This is a genomic window from Amycolatopsis silviterrae, assembly GCF_042684085.1.
GTDB classification, from domain to species: Bacteria; Actinomycetota; Actinomycetes; order Mycobacteriales; family Pseudonocardiaceae; genus Amycolatopsis; species Amycolatopsis silviterrae.
Genome location: NZ_JBHUKS010000023.1, coordinates 277,399 through 296,280 on the forward strand (window position 1 = coordinate 277,399; position 18,882 = coordinate 296,280).

Here is an 18,882-nt window from a genome sequence, read left to right on the forward strand (position 1 = left end):
GCTCCGTGGGGCTCAGGCGCACAAGATCAGCCGAGATCAGCGGCCCGCCAGGGAAACGGCGTCCGTACGATCGGGAGCATGTCCTCCGCGCGCGGTGCGCTCGCCGCCCTTGCCGTGGATCGGCTCGCCGGTCTCGACATCACCGCCGCCGAACTCGTCGAGGCCGGGGCGCGGGCCGTCGGCGAGGGCCTCGAAGCGCCCTCCCTGCCCGAACTGGCCGGCCTCGACCACCGGAACCACCAGGCGGTCTCCGCCGCCTTCTCGCACGTCGTGGAAGAGCTGGGCATCGAACTCCCGGCCGACGCCACGGCCGCCCAATGGCAGCTGCTCGGCGAACACCTCGGCGAAATGGTGCGCGGCGACGTCCCGCTCGCCGAAGCCGCGAAGAGCGTCAAAGCCTTCGACGGACGGCTCGGCCACCCCGCCGCGCTCGCCGAACTTCGCCAGTGGCTGTCGATGCTCGCGACCTGGATTCCGACCGACGTCACCCCGGTCAGCTACTGCGAGCAACAGGTACTGCAGCAGGCGCGCGAGGTACTGGCCGGTCCGTGGCCGCCGGTCACCCGTTGAGCGGCAAAAACTGTCGTACATATGTTCTAAAATTGGGCGTGTACTGGGGAAACCATCCACCGGAAGGCGGCCGCCCATGACTAGTCCGAAGCTGAGCACACCCAAGCCGGCTTACGTCACGCTGCCCACGTTCGTCGGATACAGCGCCAGCAAGGGACCGTCGCGTTCGTCGTTCGTGCGCAGGCAGCGCCGGCTCTACGAGGACCCGGCGCGGGCGGCGTTCAACTACTACCGGCGCGCGGCGAACGCGGTCCGGGCCGGCCGGGCGGCCCGGCAGGACGAGGTCGCCATGCGCGCGCTGGTCAACAACGCCGACGAACGCACCCGGCCGCACTACGCCGCCATCGCCGAGGGCTGGCTGCGCTACCTCGGCAGGCGCGATCCGAAGCTGGTCGAGGTGGGGCGGGCGAAGTTCGCGCTCGGCGAGCTGGAAATCGGCATCAGCCCGCAGCTGGGATTGCGGAAGTCGAACGGCCGCAAGTACGCCACCTGGCTGTACTTCAAAGAGGAGCCGCTCACCCGGGACGCCGCGCAGCTCGCGTTGTGGCTGCTCACCGAGGGGATGCCGGATCTGCTTCCGGGCGGCGAGGCGCTGGTCGTGGACGTGCGCCGGGCGAAGGAGTTCACCTTGTCGGCGCGGGACCGGGAGCGGCTGCGGCCGTGGGCGGCCAGCGAGGCGTCCGCGTTCGTCACGCTGTGGCGCGCCGCATAACGGCTGCGTGCATGACCGGAGGGCCGGTCGGGTAAAGGTAGCTGCGGACCGGGTCGTGGTTCCCGGTCCGCAGGCCACCCGGTCGAGTGACAGCTTGGCGCTCGGCTCCGGTGGACTGGACAATCCCGGCCCCGGACACGAAGCTTTCGGCAGTTTCGAGCCCGGTCGATGACTTCGAGGTCGACAAGTGAACGCTGCTGCAGCCTGGGAGCCGCTCTCGCGAGTGGCCGACGAGCCCGCTTGGTATTGGGTGCACGACAAGCTCAGGTTCTGGCCGAGCACCTTCGCGCACGATTGGCCGGGTTTCCATGAGCCGCGCCCGTCGGCCGCCTGGGATCTCTCCACCGGCGAGTACGACCGTGCCTCGGCCGAGTTCCGCCTCGGCCCGTACGCGGTGGAGGAGCACGACGTCGCCCGCGCGGTGCTGGCCGCCCTGCAGGAGACGACCGCCGAGGACGACTGGCTGTGGGTGCTGCACTGGCAGCACCAGTCGTTCAAGTTCTGGCCGCACCGCATGCGCCACGACGCGCCCTGGCCGGTCTCGGTCTTCCCGCGCGGCGACTACCACCTGTTCCTCGCCGCCGACTTCAGTTACGGCACCCTCGGCCACCCGTGGGAGCGCACCCTGTGCGTCTTCGGGGACAAACTGCTCCCGGCGGTCGAAAAGCACGCCGACGGCATCCTCGCGAACCAGCTGCGCCGGGACGGCCAGCCCTCTGCGCTGACCCGCTGAGCATCGCCGCTGCTACCGTCTCGCACGTGTTCGAATACCACGGCTGGGTGACCATCGCCGCCACCGCAACGGGCGACGACGACGCGGCTTTGCTGCAGCGGCTGGTCGAGCGCGTCAACCGGTCGCTGCGCGACGCGGGCACGCTGGATTTGGTGGATTTGCGGTGGAGCGCCGGGCTGCCGATGCTCCATCTGGGTGGTCTGGACAAGCACGGCGGCGCAATCGGGCCGCAGCTGCTGGAAACCTTCGCGCGGGTCGGCGAACTGGCCCCCGGTTCCTACGGCCTGCTGCACGTGTGGGACGACCAGGACCCCGAGCACGACAACGATTTCCGCGTGTACCGGATGGCGCGCGGCCAGGTCACCGACCACAGCGATCCGCATTTGTCGCCCGTCGCGCCGACCGCGCTGGACAGCTACGAGTTGTGAGCCCCTGCCCGCCCGATCAGGCCGCGGACAGGGGCGGCTGGCTCAGCGCGGCGGAATCTGCGGGCGCTTGCCGGGCTCCTGCCCCGGCGGTTTCTGGCCAGTGCCGGGGAATTTCGGCGCGGGCAAGTGGGTGGCCTCGTAACGGGAGAGCGTCAGCGGCCCGGAGGTGTCGGGCAGCGTCGGCGGCTTTGCCTTCTGGTCGCGGAACCGGAACGCCGAGGTCAGGTCGCCGAAGGTGGAGCGCCGCCAGTCGGAGATGTTGGGTTCGGCCACGCCAGTGACTTTCTCCAGGAACTGCAGGGTCGACGTGTGGTCGAAGGCCTCGGTCGCGACCCAACCGCCCGCGGTCCACGGCGACACGATGATGCACGGCACCCGATAACCGGCTCCGACGGACAGCCCGTTGCCCTTGGTACCGCCGGGCGAGGTCTTGGTGACGAACTCGTGCGGGGTGCCGGGCTTCGGCATCGGCGGGATGACGTGGTCGAAGAGGCCGTCGTTCTCGTCGTAGTTGAGGATGAACGCGGTTTTGGCCCAGACGTCCGGGTTGGAGGCGATCGCGTCGATCTTGGACGCGACGAACGCCGCACCTTCGGCAGGCGTGTAGTCGGGATGCTCGGACGCGGTCGAAGTGCAGATGATCCAGGAGACGGTGGGCAGCTTGTCGTTGCGCGCGTCGTACTCGAACTGGCCCTCGGGCCGGTGGGTCGTGCCATTGACGACGAGCGGTGAGTCTTTGTCCGCGTTCTTGAAGTTCGCGAAGTTCTCGAGCATGTTGCAGCCGTAGGTGTCGCTCTGCTCGTACACCTTCCAGCTCACGCCGGCCGCCTGGAGCCGCTCGGCGTAGGTGGTCCACGTGTAGCCACCCGCCGGTGCCTTGTTGTCGAGAATCGGCCCGCCGTGCTTCCCGTCCGGGTCGATCGTGCCGGTCATCCACATCATCCGGTTGGGCCACGTCGGCCCGAGGACCGAGCAATGATAGGCGTCGCAGATCGTGAACGCCTCCGCCAGCGCGAACTGAAACGGCAGGTCAGCGCGGGTGTGATAGCCCATCACGTAGGGCCCGTTCTTCCCGTCCGCCTTGCGGTGCGCGGGAAGCCAGTTGTCCATCTTGCCCCCGTTGAGGGCGTCGTGCTGGACCTGCCAAGCGTGCGAGGTGGACGGAATCTTCTGTGCGTTAGTCGCATGCGTGTCGAGATGAAACGGCAACGCATACCCAGCCGGATTCACCGCATCAGGCTGGTAAAACACCGACCGCCCGTCAGGCAACCGAGCCGCCCCCGGATCGGAAAACCCCCGAACCCCAGACAAAGTCCCAAAGTAGTGGTCAAACGACCGGTTCTCCTGCATCAGCAACACAACATGCTCAACATCAGCCAGCGACCCCCGCCCCGGCACCCCCCGAGCCAGCGCCTCCCGAACACTGCCCGGCAACAACGAAGCAGAAGCCGCAGCAACCCCAGCCCCAGCCACCCCAAGAACCCGCCGACGAGTCAACTCAGTCATGCGCCAACGGTCCCGCGCCCCACCAACGTCAAAAACCAACCAAGTAAAAACAATTCATGAACGCCCCCAACGCACACACCCAGATCGCCAGCGGTCTAGACCTTCTACGCTGGCTCTACGCCCGCCCCGCGAGCAACGACGCACCCAACCGCCACCAAAGCACCGTGGGGGTCCGGGGGCTCGGCCCCCGGGTGATATGGCGAAGGCCCTGTATCCACGCTTTCCGTGGATACAGGGCCTTCAGGACCTGAGCGGATGACGGGATTCGAACCCGCGACCCTCACCTTGGCAAGGTGATGCGCTACCAGCTGCGCTACATCCGCGTTAACCGCTTGGTGCTCGGTGTTGAACACACTCTATACCGTCGTCCCGGTGACACTTTCGGGGGCCCCGACATAGGCGTGGACCTGCTGAGACTTGGTGCTCGCGCGTCACGCCGGGCGCACAAGGGGTGACGACGGGCGCTCTGCTCCGTATGGTGTCCCCAATCGACTTCAGTGGTGAGTCCTTCGGGGGAGGAGGTGCCTTGCCGGATGACCGAGCTGGGCACGGCGCCGCCACCAGCGGCCTCGGAATCCGACGAGCAGGCACTTTTGAAGCGGCTGCGAGACGGCGAGGATGCCGCGTTCGGGGAGTTGTTCGAGCTGCATGCGGCGGCGGTGCGCAGATTGGCGCAGAGCCTTGCCTCCGATCGCTCCGAAGCTGAGGACATCACCGCGGAGACCTTCTTCCGCGTGCTGCAGGCGTTGCGCCGTGGTGCGGGTCCGCGGGACTACATCCGGGCTTATTTGCTGACCGTGGCGCGCCGGGTGTCGTGGGAGTGGCACGGGGCGCGGCGCGATGTTCCGGTGACCGATGACGAGCTGACGTTCCGTGCGGGTGCTGGGGTGGACACGCCCGCGCGGACGGCCGAGCACACGTTGATCACCACGGCGTTCACGAGTTTGCCGGAGCGATGGCGGACCGTGTTGTGGCAGACCGAGGTCGAGGGCGAGCAGCCGTCGATGGTGGCTCCGCATTTCGGGTTGTCGGCGAATGCGACGGCGGCGTTGGCGCGGCGGGCGCGGCAAGGGCTGCGGGCGGCGTATCTGCAGGCGCATTTGTCGGTGAATCGCGGTCCGGAGACGTGCCGGGCGGTGGTGGAGAAGCTGGGCGGGTTCACCGCGGGCAGTGTCACCGGCGCGGAGGCGGAGCGGATCAAGGCGCATTTGCTGGGGTGTCCGTCGTGCCGGGCGACGCAGGACGAGCTGCGGGATGTGTGCTCGTCGTTGCGGGCGCATGCCGAGGTGCTGGTGGTCGCCGTTCCGGCGCTGGCCGGGATCGGGAAGGCCAGCGGCGCGATCGCGACGGTGAAGAGCGTGGTGTTCGGCTCGAAGGTGAAGGTCGGGCTGGCGCTGGCGTCGACCGCGGCGGCGGGAGCGGTGAGCCTGACCGCCGGTCCGCTGGTGTTCGGGTCGCATCCGGCGCAGAACGTCGGGCTGGGCGGCGGTGCGCCGGAGCTGGCGTTGCAACCGCCGGAGCAGCCTCCGCCGCCGGCGCAGCAGGGGCCGCGGGTCATCGCCGGGAAGCTCTACGGCAGTGCGCGGCCGGCGCGGTCGGCGATTCATCCGGGGATTTCGCCGCATCTGGGCGTGGCCCAGATGCCGAATCTGCCTGCGGTGCATCAGCCGGCTCCGCAAGGCGAGTCGTCGACGTCGGACACCTCCGGTACGACGCCGCGGGACGATCTTCCTGGCCAGGACAGCAGCAGTTCGGGTTCGCCGATGACGAGCCGGTCGTCGAGCACTGAGTCGCGGTCGGATCTGGACACGTCCACCAACTCGTCCAGCCCGGGGGTCATGAGCACGACGACGGACACCACGAGTTCGTCGTACGCTCCGCCGCACTCGTCGTACGTGCCGTCGCCGGATTCGTACCTGCCGCCGTCGGTCACCACGACGCCGGCCGGGTCGCGGCATGCCGCTTCGGCCGCTCCGGAGTCCTCCGCCGCGGCTGGTTCTGCTGGTTCGGAGAAGCCCGTGAAGTCCGCGCGGTCCGCCAAGACCCGTTCCACGGACGGGCAGGATGTCACCAATTCGGCCGATTCCTCAACGGACGCGGGCCGCCGAACAGGCAAAACCCGGCATACCGACGGTCACTCTCGGTGAGCACCTCGCGCTCGACCGCGCGGTCACGGTAACGTTGACCGAGTTCGGCGTCGCCCGGGAGGCAACAGGATGAACCGGCTGGTACGCGGCGAAGACGGTCGCGACTGGGTGGTCCGTGCCCAGATGGAATGGCGGGCTCCCGCCACCGCGGACGATTTCGAACACGACGTCGCAGGCAGTTACGGGCCTGGCATCGCGATGATCGTGGTCATGGTGTTCCTGGTGGCCGCGCTGGTCATCTGGACCCCGGACGTGGTCAAGGTGCCCGCGTGGGTGCTGCTGGCGTTGCTCCTGGTGGTGCTGTTCTTCCCGCTGCGATGGATTCTGCGCCGCCCGTGGACGGTGGTCGCCGAGACCGAGGGCGACGTCGCGGGCGACCGGCCGTCGGAGCGCTGGGTCGGCACGATCCGCGGCATGTTCACCGTGTCCGGCGAGGTGAAGCGGATCTCGAAGACGATCCAGAAGCATTCGCTGCCGGACTTCGACGGTCCGCTGCACCCGGTCGAATAGACCTGGCCGGAACGGGACCGGCGCGCGAGACTGGTGCCATGCCCGAGTTGCCCGAGGTCGAAGCACTGGCCCATCACCTGCGCGAACACGCCGTAGGGAGCACCGTCTTCCGGATCGACGTCGCGTCGCTCAGCGTGCTGAAGACCGCGATGCCGCCGTACACCGAACTGCACGGCCGCGAGATCACCGGCGCGACCCGGCACGGCAAGCACCTCGATGTGGTCCTCGGCGACCTGCATCTGGTGGTGCATCTGGCGCGCGCGGGATGGTTGCGCTGGTCGGACGGGCTGTCCCCGGCCCCGTTGAAGCCGGGCAAGGGGCCGATCTCGCTGCGGGTGCATCTGGAGTCCGCAGCTGGTCCTGGCTTCGACCTGACTGAAGCGGGGACGAAGAAGGGGCTGGCGGTGTGGATCGTCGCGGACCCCTCGGAGGTGGCGAGCGTGGCCCGGCTAGGCCCGGATGCGCTGGCGGTTGACGCGTCGCAGCTGCGGGAGTTGTTCCAGGGCAAGGGGACGCGGCTGAAGTGGGCGTTGACGGATCAGTCGGTGATCGCGGGGATCGGGAACGCTTACTCGGACGAGATCATGCATCGGGCGAAGCTGTCGCCTTACGCGACGGTGGGGAAGCTGGACGAGGGCGCGCTGGAGGCCCTTGCCGAGGCGATTCGCGAGGTGGAGACGGACGCTGTTTCGCGGTCGGTGGGGCAGAAGGCCGCGCGGTTGAAGGGGGAGAAGCGGTCTGGGCTGCGGGTGCATGCTCGGACGGGGCTGCCTTGTCCGGTTTGCGGGGACACTATTCGGGAGATTTCGTTTGCGGATAAGTCGTTTCAGTACTGCGCGACTTGTCAGACCGGGGGGAAGGCGTTGGCGGATCGGCGGATGTCTCGGTTGTTGAAGTAATTCGGGGCGCGTGGGGCACCCCGAAGCCCGATTGTGCTGACGCACGGCGGGTGCTTGTCAAGGCGGGAAAGATGCCTTGACAAGCACCAGCCGTGCGCAGGGAGGCTTCGTATCGGGGTGCGGGGGTGGGGCTGGGTGCCTCGCTGGTTTGGGTGCGTTGGTGGAGGTTTCGCTGGGGTGGGGCTTGCGCCCCAATGTGGCATTGGGTGCGTGGTTGCGGGCCGGGGCGGTCCGTGAAGGACTCCTTGAGGGAATCAGATTCCGTGAAGGGGCCCCTCACGGCAGCAAGGTGGCGAAGGAATCGGCGAGCGCTGGGGGTTCGCGGGGGTGCGAGGGAATCGGCGGGAAGCTGGGTCCCGCCGGGGGTGCGAAGGTCGTGAGGGTGCCCCTGAGGGAATCAGAGTCTGTGAGGGTTCCCCTCACGGCAGTCGGGCGAGCGCCTCGGCGGGGCTCAGCGTGTGCTCTCGCAAGCGGGCCGGGGCGAGGGATCGCTGGGGCTGGGGCAAAAGATCGCAAAGGGGAGCCGGGCAAGGGAAGCTGGGCAAGGGGAGCCGGTCCAAGCGGTCCGAGCCGAGCGAGTCGGGCCAACCGAACTGGCGCATGGGCACCCAAGAACCCCCAGGGGAGCCGGGCCAAGGGGACCCGGGGCAAGGGAAAGTCGGGCCAAGGGAAGCCGGGCAAGGGAAGCCGGGCAAAGGGAAGTCGGGCCAAGGGGAGCCGGGGCAAGGGGAAGCCGGGCCAAGCGGTCCGGGCCGAGCGAGCCGGGCCAACCGAACTGCCGCACGGGCACCCAAGAACCCTCATCCGCACTAGCCAAGCAATGAAGGGACCCCTCACCCCTAACCTTGCGTAGTGATGAAGGGTCCCTTCACCCCACTCATCGGCGACCCACAGCCACCGCCACCACCCGAATGGCGCAAGATCCTCACGCTCACCGGGAGTGACGGTAGGGTTTGCCCACCCTCGGTCGTCGCTACTGGACAGAAAGTGGGAAGCAGACCTTGCACCCGGTCGGTCGAGCGCAGAGCATGGACGTCGTGTCCGACTTCCCCTATGCGCTGGTCGTCCCGTGGGTACTGGTCGGCATCCTGGTGATCGTGGTGCTGGTCCTCGCCTTCCGGGCGCGCCGGCCCAAGGGCGTGATCCAGGACGCCGTGTTGCAGGCCGTCCACCGGATGTCCAAGGCCACGCCGAATTTGCGGGCGGGGCTCGACGAGGAGGCCGCCAACCGGATGACGGCGGAGCTGCTCGAGGTGCTCGACTGTCTCGCGGTCGGCATCACGGACAGTGAAGGCACGTTGCTGTCCTGGGCGGGCGAGGCCACCGATCACTATCTGGACGTCGTCGAGGACATCGGGACCGCGCTGCGGAAACACCGCCGGGCGGTCGCTGACCACAACAAGATGCCGTGCAATCACCGGGGCACCTGCAAGATGAAGACTGCCGCGATTGTGCCGATTCTCGTTGAGGGCGAGGCCGAGGCGACGCTGATCGTGGTCGGGCGTACGCGCGGCAAGCTGGTGCAGATGGCCGAGGCGGTGGGCCAGTTCGTCTGCACCCAGTTCGAACTCGCGCGGCTGGAGGAGTCGCGCAACCAGCTGCAGCAGGCGGAAATCAAAGCCCTGCGAGCGCAGATCTCGCCGCACTTCGTCTACAACGCGCTCAACACGATCTCCGCGCTGATCCGCACCGATCCGGAGGAAGCGCGCGAACTGCTTCAGGACTTCGCGGACTTCACGCGTTATTCGTTCCGCACCTCCGGCATGTACACCACGCTCGCCGAGGAACTGCGCAACATCGACCGGTACCTGACCATCGAAAACGCTCGCTTCGGCGGTCGGCTCGAGGTGCGGATGAAGATCGCGCCCGAGGTGCTGAGCGTCGTGGTGCCGTTCCTGATCATTCAGCCGCTCGTCGAGAACGCCGTCAAACATGGGCTGGCCAGCAAGCCGAGCGGTGGCTGCGTCACGGTCATCGCGCGGGACGACGGGCACGAAGCGCTGATCACGGTCGAGGACGACGGCATCGGCATGGACCCGCGTCAGCTCACCGACCTGCGCAACGCGCATCGCACCGGCGCGCACGTCGGGCTCGGCAACATCAACCAGCGCATGCGGCAGGTGTTCGGCGAGGACTACGCGCTCACCGTCGAGACCGCGCCGGGTGCGGGCATGAAGGTCGCGCTGCGGGTGCCGAAGTTCAAGCTCGGGGTGCGGCCGAACATGCCGGACTACTCCGCCGACGTGCCGCAGCAGCCGCCCGCGCCGGTTCCCCGGCCCGCTGACCCGGAACCCGAACCCGACGGGGTGCACGGCTCGCGTTCGGGAATGCTGCCCGCGCACTGAACTGGTTAGCCTGGGCAGATGAGCGTGACCGACAAGCTGACTTCCCGCCTTCCCATGCTCGGCGACCGGGGCGACCGCAAGGACGTGGTCGCCGTCGTGAAGCTGCACGGGGTGATCACGCCGACGCCGTCGCCGCTTGCCCGCGGCGCGATCAACCTCGGTGCCGTCGAATCAGCGCTCACCAGGGCGTTCGCGCACGATCGGCTCAAGGCGGTCGCGTTGCAGATCAACTCGCCCGGCGGTGCGCCGACGCAGTCCGGCCTGGTCGCGGAGCGGATCCGGCAGCTGGCCGACGAGAAGGGCGTGCCGGTGCTGGCGTTCGCGGAGGACGTCGCCGCTTCCGGCGGGTACTGGCTCGCGTGCGCGGCGGACGAGATCTACGCGCACCGGACGTCCATGGTCGGCTCGATCGGCGTGATCAGCGGCGGGTTCGGGTTCACCGGGCTGCTCGAACGGTTCGGCATCGAGCGCAGGCTGCACACCGCCGGGGCGAACAAATCGCGGCTCGACCCGTTCAGCCCGGAGAAGCCCGAGGACGTCGAGTGGCTGAAGAACATGCACAGCCAGCTCCACGAACTGTTCGTCGAATGGGTCAAGGAGCGGCGCGGCGACCGGCTGACCGATGCCACCGATCTGTTCACCGGCGACGTCTGGCTCGGGCAGAAGGCCGTCGACCTCGGACTGGTCGACGGGCTCGGTTCGCTGCGCGAGATCGTCCGCGAGCGGTACCCGGACGCCGAGATCACCGTGGCCGAGCCGAAGAAACCGCTGCTCGCGCGTCTGGGCATCGGTGCGCCCGCGGCGGCGAGCGCGCTGCTGGACGCGGTCACCACGAAGGCGGCCTGGTCGCGATTCGGCCTGTGACCGCGGGTGAGTGGCGACTCCGGTACGCCACTCACAAGTGGCTAGCTTCGATCGGGTCTGGACAATGCACCTCGCAATCGGCAGGATGCGTCTCACTGTGAGTGCTCACGACGACACCCGGAAACTCATCGTCCTCGCCGTGGACGACGAGCTGGCCGGGCTGGACGAACTCAGCCACGGACTCCAGAACAACCCGCACATCCACCGCGTTTTCCAGGCCTCGGACGCCTCCGACGCGCTGCGGCTGTTCTCGCACGACGACCCGGAACTGGCTGCCCGGCGGGCAAACGGCCTGCCGACGGTCGACGCCGTGTTCGCCGATATCGACATGCCCGGCCTGTCCGGGATGGAGATGTCGCGGGTCATCGCGGCGATGAACCCGTCGCCGGTACTGGTGTTCGTCACCGGGCACGCCGAGGAAGCGGTGAACGCGTTCGACCTCGGCGCGGTGGACTACGTGCTCAAGCCGTTCCAGCAGGACCGGCTCGACCGGTCGGTCTCGCGGGTGCGCGAGAAGCTGGCCACGGCCGCCGGCCCGCCCACGGGCCAGGGCGGCGGCGAACCGGTGAAGACCGATGACGAGGTCATCCCGGTCGAGCTGGCCGGCACCACGAAGCTGATCCCGCGCTCTTCGGTGCGCTGGGTGGAGGCCCAAGGCGACTACGCGCGGTTGTTCACCACCGAGGGCAGTCACCTGGTCCGGATCCCGCTCGCCCAGTTGGAGGAACGCTGGGAGAAGGCCGGATTCGTGCGGATCCACCGGTCGTTCCTGGTCGCGCTGCCGCTGATCACCGAAATGCGGATGGGTCAGGGCGGCTACCAGGTCGTGATCGGCAACGAGGAGAAAGTGCTGCCGGTCAGCCGTCGGCACACCCGGGCGCTGAAGGACCGCATCGTCGGCTCCGGCCGGGGCGGCTAGCCGTCGATGTCCTCGCCCGAAGACCCTTACCACCGGCTCGAGAACGGAGTCCGCAAACCGGACCCGACGCTGGGCGTGCGGCCGGAGGACCGCGCGGTGGTCGAACCGGTGCCGCCCGCTCCCGAACCGGCCCCGCGCTCCAGCGAGCCCGCGCACGTGCGGCCGAAACGGGAACGCGTGGTGCTCGCCGACTCGCGGCAGTCGTCCGGCCGGATGCGCGGGCGGGTCGAGCTGGAAGAACAGACCAGCTGGGGAAAACTGCTGGTCCGCGACCTGGTGAAGGTGCAGCTGCGCACGTCGGTGTGGCTGGCGGTGCTGGTGCTGGTCGTGCTCGGGATACTGCCCGCGCTGTTTTACTTCCTCCCGGCGGTCGCGCGGTTCACCGTGATCGGCATCCCGATCCCGTGGCTCGTGCTCGGCCTGCTTCCGTTCCCGTTCCTCTTCGCCGTCGGCCTCTGGTACAACCGGCTCGCCGAGCGGCACGAACGCGATTTCGTCGACATGATCGAGAACTGACCCGCGCGGGGGATGCGCGCCGTGGTGGCGGCGCGTCCGGAAACCGTGCGGTCGTGCGAGGATTCACGCCGTGCAGCTGACCCCGTGGACGTTGACCGGCCTGGTGCTGGTCGCCTTCGCGACGTTCTACCTTGGCTTCCGCTCGTCGCGCGGGGCCACCAGCACGCACGACTTCCTCGTCGCCCGCCGAACCGTGCGGTCCAGCCGCAACGCCGCGGCGATCTCCGGCGAGTACCTCTCGGCGGCGTCGTTCCTCGGCGTCGCGGGCATGGTGCTCAAGCAGGGTGCCGACGCCACCTGGTATCCGATCGGCTTCACCGCCGGGTACCTCGCGCTGATGCTGTTCGTCGCCGCGCCGCTGCGCCGGTCCGGTGCGTACACGCTGCCGGACTTCGTCGAGGCCCGGCTCGGTTCGATCGGCCTGCGCCGGTTCGCGACCGCGTGCGCGGTGTTCATCGGGATCCTTTACATGGTCCCGCAGCTGCAGGGTGCCGGGCTGACGCTCGCGCAGATCATCCCGGTGCCGGCGTGGGTCGGCGCGCTCGTCGTCATCGTCCTGGTGGCGGTCAACGTGATGGCCGGCGGGATGCGCGCGATCACGGTGGTCCAGGCGTTCCAGTACTGGCTCAAGCTGTTCGCGATCGCCGTGCCGACTTTCGTGCTGTGCATGGTTTTCTTCTCCGGCGGCGGCCCGGGCGGCGTGCGTGCGCTCGGTGCGCCCGCGCCGCCGGTGTTTCCCTCGGACACCAAGGTGACGGTGCAAACCGACGTGACCGTGAAGGTCACCACCGAGACGTTCTTCTACGCACACGGCCGCATCGACGACGGTCCCGCGGGCGGCATGGCGCGCTGGTCGCCGCTCGTGCCGCACAAGGTTTCCTCAGGCACCACACTGGAATTCGCCGCCGGAACGCCGGTGCCGATCGTGAGCGACGCCCCGACGTCGAACGACGCCTGGCTGCACCCGGCGTCGAGCGGCATCAGCGATCTGCTGCAGACGTACTCGCTGATTTTCGCGCTGTTCCTCGGCACCATGGGCCTGCCGCACGTGCTGGTCCGCTTCTACACCAACCCCGACGGCAAGGCCGCGCGCCGCACCACCGTGCACGTGCTGCTGCTGCTCGGGCTCTTCTATCTGTTCCCGACGATGCTGGGCGCGCTCTCGCGGATGTACGTGCCGCAGCTGCTGCTCACCGGCAACACCGACGCGGCCGTGCTGTTGCTGCCGACCGCGGTGCTGCCCGGCTGGCCAGGACAGATCCTCGCCGCGGTGACGGCGGCGGGCGCGTTCGCGGCGTTCCTGTCGAGCTGTTCAGGCCTGCTGGTGAGCGTGGCCGGGGTGGTGTCGACGGACCTGCTGCCCGGCCGGGTCCGCGACTTCCGGGTCGCGACGCTGCTGGTCGCGGTGTGCCCGATGGCGCTCACGCTGATCTTCCGCACCGAGGACATCTCGCTGTCGATCGGGATGACGTTCGCGCTCGCCGCGTCCACGTTCAGCCCGCTGCTGCTGCTTGGCATCTGGTGGCGCAAGCTCAGCTGGCCGGGCGCGCTGGCCGGGATGGTCGTCGGCGGCGGGATGGTGCTCGGCGCGCTGGCGTACAACATCGTCTGCGAGTACACCGGAGACAAGATGCCGTGGTACACCGTGCAGCCGGCGCTGATCTCGGTGCCCGCGGCGTTCCTGGCGACCTACGTGGTGAGCAGGCTGACCCGGTCCGGCCGCCCGGAGCTGGTGAACGACATCATGCTGCGCCTGCACGCCCCCGACCCGCTCGGCCTGATGCGCGACCGCGCGGTCGCCCGGTTCGGCCAGGCCGACGAGAAGCTGCGCGCCGGCCGCGGACGACACCGCAAGGCGTAGCGGTTAGCGTTCCTCACACGCGTACAACGTCATGACATGGGAGCATGGAACCTGTGGTGAGCCCTGCTGAAATTCCGACCGCTGAAGTCCGCGACCTGCCCGCGGACGTCGCACTGCTCGACGTCCGCGAGGACGACGAGTGGGCCGCCGGGCACGCCCCGGCCGCGGTGCACATCCCGCTCGGCGAACTGCCCGCGCGAGTCGGCGAACTGGCTGAATTCCCCGAGGAAAACCCGGTCTACGTCATCTGCCGCTCCGGCGGCCGCTCGGCACGCGCCGCGGCCTGGCTGAACGCGAGCGGCTGGGACGCGGTCAACGTCGCGGGCGGCATGGGAGCCTGGGCCCGCGAAGGCCGCCGCATGGTGAGCGAACGCCCCGACGCCGAACCCGAGGTTCTCTGACGGATGCCTGCCCAGTCTGTTCCCGAGCCGTCGGAATCCTCGGATCCGGCGTCCTTCGTGCCGGGCTTCGGCCGGGCCGAGGGGGATGCTGGGGACGGTTCTTGGCCTGATCCTGGTGCGGCGGGCTCGCGGCCCGCCGATGCTGGGCACGCGGCGACTGGCGCGGGACAACCTGGCGGGGCGGGCGCTCCGGCAGCGAATGGACCGGTTCACGGCTGGGCTGACCCGGCTTCCCAGCCTCCCGGCCAGTCTGGCGGGGTGAATGCTGGGCCGGGAGGGTTCGTCCAGCCGGGGATGCCTTCGCAATCCGGTCAGTCTGGTGGTTTGGCTGCTGGACCAGGCGGTTTTGCCCAGCCGGGCGGTTCGGCTGCTGGGCCGGGCGGTTTCGTCCAGCCGGGTGGCCACTCCGGTGGCTTGGCTGCCGGACCGGGCGGCCCCGCTCAGCCGGGGATGACTCCGCAACCCGGTCACTCCGGCGGCTTGCCCGCTGGACCAGGCAGTCCCGCTCAGCCGGGTGCCCACTGGGCACCGCAACCCGGGCCAGTGCATCCCGGCCAGCAGTTCGCCCATCCGCACTATCCGGCGCACCCGCAGTACCCGGCGCAGGCGTACCCCCGCCCGTTCACCGCGGCCCAGCAAGGTGCGGTCCACCGTGCCGCGCAACAGCCTCAGCCTCAGCCGCAGCCGATTCCGCCGAAGCGTGCGCCCAAACTGCGCTGGGTCGCGTCCCCGCCGCCGAGCGCGGTCCGGCGGCGTCGTGCCGTGCCCGCGACGCCCTACTCCGGCCCGCCGTCCTATCCGGTGCCGCCGCGATGGGGCTTCCCGAACCTGACCTGGCGCCGTCCGACGAACGTGCCCGGCACCGCGTCCGGGGAGGTCCGGCCGATCGACCGGATCCCGGTGCTCGCGCGGAGCCTCACGACGATCCTCTGGACGTTCGCCGTCCTTGCCGTGGTCGCGGCGGTGGCGGAGATCTGGCGGTACGCGCTTCTCGTGGAGAGCCGTGATTCCGCGCTGAGCACCGGCGTCGTCGGGTTCTCCGATGCCTTCGTCATGCTCGCCGGTCTGCTCACCACTATCTTTTCGCTGCTCCCAGCAGGACTTTCGGTCTGGTGGCTGCTGGTCGCCCGGCAAGCCGCCGCGGACGAAGTCGGGGAAGCTCCGCCGCGGCCGGTCTGGCAGGTGCTCGTGGGCGTGCTGGTGCCGGTCGTGAATCTGCCGCTCGCGTTGTCCGTGGTCAGCGAGCTGGAGCACGCTGTGCTGCGCCGTTCCCGCGATGAGCGGCCGAAGCCCTCGCGGCTCGTGCTCGGCTGGTGGGGCGCGTGGGTGGCGAACTGGGTCCTGCTCGTCGTCACGATCATCTGGCGGATCCGGCCGGGCGTGCAGGCGATGGCGGACAGCGTCCTGCTGGTCGCGCTCACCGACCTCGCCGCGGCGGGGCTCGCGATCGTCACCGCGCTCGTGATCCGGCGGTTCTCGCACCTGCTGATGCCGATCGCCCCGGAACGGCTGCGCGACCTGCGTGTGCTCAAGATCGAGGGTGCGCCGGAGCCGGAGCTGCGCACCGCGCGTCCGGTCGGCGCCGCGCGTTAAAGGTCGCCGAGCGCCGGTTCCAGCTGGCCGAACCCGACCGCCGCCGATTCCCGGATCTGCTCCACCAGGTCGTCCAGCTTGACGTCCTGCCAGGTCAGCTGCCAGACGTCCTCGAGAAGCAGCCGCAGCACTGACGTCAGGTGCGCCCCGGCGGTCCGCGACAGCATTTCCCGGTCCGGGTGCCGGTCGAGCAGCGCGGCGACGAGCTGGACTTCCCGTTCGGCGTGCATCTCCATGAGCGCGGTCGTGAGGCGTTCGCTGTGGCGCACCATCCGCACGAAGGACACGTCCGCGAACCCGAGCAACGCGCTCGCCTTGTCCAGCTCCGCGAAGAACCCGCCCCGCACGGCGTCGAGCGCCGGCGTCTCCGGGCTGGCCCGGACGAGGTTCGCCGGCCAGTCCGTGAAGTCCATCCGGATGTCGAAGACCAGGTCTTCCTTCCGGCTGAAGTGATTCGTCACGGTCATCTTGGCGACCCGCGCCTCCTCCGCGACCTCGGCGATCGTCACCTGGTCGAACCCGCGCCGGATGAACAGCCGGGTCGCCACCGCGGAGATCGTCTGCCGCGTCTCCAGCTTCTTCTGCTCCCTGAGGCTCACGTCGGCCAGTGTACTAGGTCCGACCTAAATTTGTGCTTGACCCATTCACTAGGTCCGACCTAATCTCAGGTCCGACCTAACGAAGGGGGTGACTCGATGACCACGCACGTTCCGGTCTCCGATTCCGGGCTTCGCCGGCTCGGCGGGGTGCTGATTCTGGGCGCGGTGCTGTCGATCCTCGACGCGACGATCGTGTCGGTCGGGATCGGCGTGATGGCGCGGGACCTGGACAGTTCGCTGCCGACCGTGCAATGGGTGGCCAGTGCGTACCTGCTGGCCGCCTCGCTGACCATCCCGCTGTCCGGCTGGCTGGCCGACCGGTTCGGCGGGCGTCAGGTGTGGATCGCGGCCGTCGGGCTGTTCACGCTGGGGACGGTGCTGTGCGGGTTCGCCTGGTCGGCACCGGCGTTGATCGCGTTCCGCGTGCTGCACGGCCTCGGCGGCGGCCTCATGCAACCGGTCGGCCAGGCGATTTTCGCGCAGGCGGCCGGTCCGCGGCTGGGCCGGATGATCGGCGTCGTCACGCTGCCCGCGACCGTCGCGCCAGTGCTCGGCCCGATGCTCGGCGGCGCGCTCGTACAGGACCTGGGCTGGCGCTGGCTGTTCTTCGGAATCGTGCCGTTCGGCGTCGCGACCTTGCTGCTCGCCGTGCGAGTGCTGCCGCGTGAGGAACCTGCTGGCACGCGCGATCCGCTCGACGTCCGCGGCCTCCTGCTGCTCCCGCCGGGACTCGGCGCACTCGGCTACGGCCTAGGCGAAGGATCCGAAGCGTTCGCCATTCTCGGCGCCGTGCTGCTGATCGCCTACGCCGTGCACGCACGTCGCGCGCAACGACCGCTGCTCGACCTGAAATTGTTCGCACACAAGGCTTTCGCCGTCGCCAGCGCGAGCACTTTCCTGCTGGGCGCGTCGCTGTACAGTTCGATGTTGCTGCTTCCGCTTTACTACCAGCAAATCCAGCACACCTCCGCACTCGCTGCCGGACTCCTGCTCGCCCCGCAGGCCTTAGGCTCGGCCGTCGTCCTCATCGCCGGCGGAAAGCTTTTGGACCGATTCGGCTCGCGAACGGTCATGCTCGCTGGCATCGGATTGTCGCTGGTAGGCACGATCGCCTTCACTCAACTCGGCGATTCCCCCAGCCCGACTTTGCTGACCGTGTCGCTGCTGATCCGTGGGCTCGGCCTAGGCGCGACGGCCACACCTGGCATGACGATGCTCTACACCTCGCTGGAGCGCAGTCAGATCCCGCGCGCGGCGAGCGCGATCAACGTCGTCAACCGCATCGGCGGTTCGCTGGGGACGGCGGTGCTGGTCGCCGTTCTGCACGCGCAACCGCCGGGTGCCGCCGCGTTCGGTACTACTTTTACTTGGGCGCTGGGCCTTTCGCTGCTGAGCCTGGTACCTGCTTTCTTCTTCCCGAAAGGAACCCGCGCATGACCTTGCGGCTCTTGGCGGTGCACGCCCACCCCGATGACGAATCAAGCAAAGGCGCCGCGACCCTCGCCCGCTACGCCGCGGAAGGCGTCGACGTCCTAGTCGCCACCTGCACCGGCGGCGAACGCGGCGATGTGCTCAACCCAACTTTGGACCGAGAGGACGTCCGCCGGGATCTTCCCGCCATCCGCCGCCGGGAAATGGCTGATGCCGCAAGGATTCTCGGCGTCCGGCAGACCTTTCTCGGGCACGTCGACTCGGGCTTGGCCACGCCGTCCCCAGCCGGAAGCTTCGCGGGGATTCCGTTGGCTGAGGCGACGAAACCGTTGCTGGAGCTGATGCGGGAATTCCGTCCACAGGTAGTGGTCACCTATGACGAGACCGGAGGTTATCCACACCCCGACCACATTCGCACGCACGAGGTCACGACCGCAGCGTTCGACGAGTCCGACGACGGCACCCCGCGCAAGCTCTACTACCTGGCCACCCTCAGCCGATCCTGGTTCGAAGCCATGCACAAGGCGACGCTCGCGGCTGGCGAGGAGTCGTTGATGGGCCCAGTCCTGGAGGAATTGCCGCCGACCGACGTGCTCACCGTGACCGCCCGCGTCCGCTGTGAGGAACACTTCGCGACCCGGGATGCCGCGTTGCGCGCGCACGCTACGCAGATGGATCCGGGGCATCCGTTTTTCGCGCATTCCCGGGAGATTGAGCGAAAGGCGTGGCCCTGGGAGGACTACCACCTTGCCCGCACGAATGGACCCATCGCGGTGGGGGCTGGATTGGAGGACGACTTGTTCGCCGGATTGCGCTGAGTCTGCGGTTGATGCTGGGCGGTTGTTCAG

At 68.8% G+C, this 18,882-nt stretch carries 18 protein-coding genes and 1 tRNA gene; 16 read left to right on the forward strand and 3 right to left on the reverse strand.

Annotated features, from left to right (window positions below; genetic code table 11):
- Positions 1–78 precede the first annotated feature (78 nt).
- The 4 genes from ACFSVL_RS29635 to ACFSVL_RS29650 all read left to right on the forward strand — a co-directional run bounded on the left by ACFSVL_RS29635 (position 79) and on the right by ACFSVL_RS29650 (position 2,443).
- Positions 79–570 (forward strand): hypothetical protein, encoded by a 492-nt coding sequence (locus tag ACFSVL_RS29635; protein WP_378308842.1) that lies wholly within the window; start codon positions 79–81, stop codon positions 568–570.
- A 76-nt stretch (positions 571–646) separates the two neighbouring features.
- On the forward strand, positions 647–1,282 hold the full coding sequence (locus ACFSVL_RS29640; RefSeq protein WP_378308843.1) for a hypothetical protein: 636 nt from the start codon (positions 647–649) through the stop codon (positions 1,280–1,282).
- 223 nt (positions 1,283–1,505) lie between these two features.
- A complete protein-coding gene (locus tag ACFSVL_RS29645; RefSeq protein WP_378308967.1) occupies positions 1,506–2,015 on the forward strand; it encodes a DUF2716 domain-containing protein in 510 nt (169 codons plus the stop codon).
- 26 nt (positions 2,016–2,041) lie between these two features.
- Positions 2,042–2,443, forward strand: coding sequence for an Imm7 family immunity protein (locus ACFSVL_RS29650; RefSeq protein ID WP_378308844.1), 402 nt, complete (start codon positions 2,042–2,044; stop codon positions 2,441–2,443).
- Positions 2,444–2,485: 42 nt separating this feature from the next.
- Here ACFSVL_RS29650 and ACFSVL_RS29655 read toward each other — a convergent pair whose 3' ends face one another.
- A complete protein-coding gene (locus ACFSVL_RS29655) occupies positions 2,486–3,949 on the reverse strand; it encodes an alkaline phosphatase family protein (protein WP_378308845.1) in 1,464 nt (487 codons plus the stop codon).
- A gap of 250 nt (positions 3,950–4,199) precedes the next feature.
- Positions 4,200–4,272: transfer RNA gene (locus ACFSVL_RS29660), tRNA-Gly, on the reverse strand.
- Positions 4,273–4,482: 210 nt separating this feature from the next.
- On the opposite strand from ACFSVL_RS29660, the gene ACFSVL_RS29665 reads away from it, so the two are divergent.
- The 10 genes from ACFSVL_RS29665 to ACFSVL_RS29710 all read left to right on the forward strand — a co-directional run bounded on the left by ACFSVL_RS29665 (position 4,483) and on the right by ACFSVL_RS29710 (position 16,004).
- Positions 4,483–6,096: a zf-HC2 domain-containing protein gene (locus tag ACFSVL_RS29665; RefSeq protein WP_378308846.1), complete on the forward strand. Its 1,614-nt coding sequence runs from the start codon at positions 4,483–4,485 to the stop codon at positions 6,094–6,096.
- Positions 6,097–6,165: 69 nt separating this feature from the next.
- Entirely contained in the window at positions 6,166–6,606 is a 441-nt protein-coding gene (locus ACFSVL_RS29670) for a DUF983 domain-containing protein (RefSeq protein WP_378308847.1), read from the forward strand.
- Between the two features lie 38 nt (positions 6,607–6,644).
- Positions 6,645–7,505, forward strand: coding sequence for an Fpg/Nei family DNA glycosylase (locus ACFSVL_RS29675; RefSeq protein ID WP_378308848.1), 861 nt, complete (start codon positions 6,645–6,647; stop codon positions 7,503–7,505).
- Between the two features lie 1,028 nt (positions 7,506–8,533).
- Entirely contained in the window at positions 8,534–9,850 is a 1,317-nt protein-coding gene (locus ACFSVL_RS29680) for a sensor histidine kinase (protein WP_378308849.1), read from the forward strand.
- 18 nt (positions 9,851–9,868) lie between these two features.
- Positions 9,869–10,714, forward strand: a complete 846-nt coding sequence (locus tag ACFSVL_RS29685; protein WP_378308850.1) for a S49 family peptidase — start codon at positions 9,869–9,871, stop codon at positions 10,712–10,714.
- Between the two features lie 85 nt (positions 10,715–10,799).
- The gene (locus tag ACFSVL_RS29690) at positions 10,800–11,633 is read left to right on the forward strand and encodes a LytR/AlgR family response regulator transcription factor (RefSeq protein ID WP_378308851.1); all 834 of its coding nucleotides are present in this window, start codon (positions 10,800–10,802) and stop codon (positions 11,631–11,633) included.
- Positions 11,634–11,639: 6 nt separating this feature from the next.
- Positions 11,640–12,149 (forward strand): hypothetical protein, encoded by a 510-nt coding sequence (locus ACFSVL_RS29695; RefSeq protein ID WP_378308852.1) that lies wholly within the window; start codon positions 11,640–11,642, stop codon positions 12,147–12,149.
- Between the two features lie 70 nt (positions 12,150–12,219).
- Positions 12,220–14,010, forward strand: a complete 1,791-nt coding sequence (locus ACFSVL_RS29700) for a sodium/solute symporter (RefSeq protein ID WP_378308853.1) — start codon at positions 12,220–12,222, stop codon at positions 14,008–14,010.
- A gap of 44 nt (positions 14,011–14,054) precedes the next feature.
- Positions 14,055–14,411: a rhodanese-like domain-containing protein gene (locus tag ACFSVL_RS29705; RefSeq protein ID WP_378308854.1), complete on the forward strand. Its 357-nt coding sequence runs from the start codon at positions 14,055–14,057 to the stop codon at positions 14,409–14,411.
- A 543-nt stretch (positions 14,412–14,954) separates the two neighbouring features.
- The gene (locus ACFSVL_RS29710) at positions 14,955–16,004 is read left to right on the forward strand and encodes a DUF4328 domain-containing protein (protein ID WP_378308855.1); all 1,050 of its coding nucleotides are present in this window, start codon (positions 14,955–14,957) and stop codon (positions 16,002–16,004) included.
- Here the strand turns inward: ACFSVL_RS29710 and ACFSVL_RS29715 are convergent.
- The gene (locus tag ACFSVL_RS29715) at positions 16,001–16,603 is read right to left on the reverse strand and encodes a TetR/AcrR family transcriptional regulator (protein ID WP_378308856.1); all 603 of its coding nucleotides are present in this window, start codon (positions 16,601–16,603) and stop codon (positions 16,001–16,003) included. The two genes, ACFSVL_RS29710 and ACFSVL_RS29715, sit on opposite strands and share 4 nt — an antisense overlap.
- Before the next feature lie 96 nt (positions 16,604–16,699).
- On the opposite strand from ACFSVL_RS29715, the gene ACFSVL_RS29720 reads away from it, so the two are divergent.
- Together ACFSVL_RS29720 and mca are read left to right on the forward strand one after the other, a co-directional pair.
- Entirely contained in the window at positions 16,700–18,040 is a 1,341-nt protein-coding gene (locus ACFSVL_RS29720) for a DHA2 family efflux MFS transporter permease subunit (RefSeq protein WP_378308857.1), read from the forward strand.
- Positions 18,037–18,852 (forward strand): mycothiol conjugate amidase Mca, encoded by an 816-nt coding sequence (gene mca / locus ACFSVL_RS29725; protein ID WP_378308858.1) that lies wholly within the window; start codon positions 18,037–18,039, stop codon positions 18,850–18,852. The genes ACFSVL_RS29720 and mca overlap by 4 nt, the downstream gene beginning before the upstream one ends.
- Positions 18,853–18,882 lie beyond the last annotated feature (30 nt).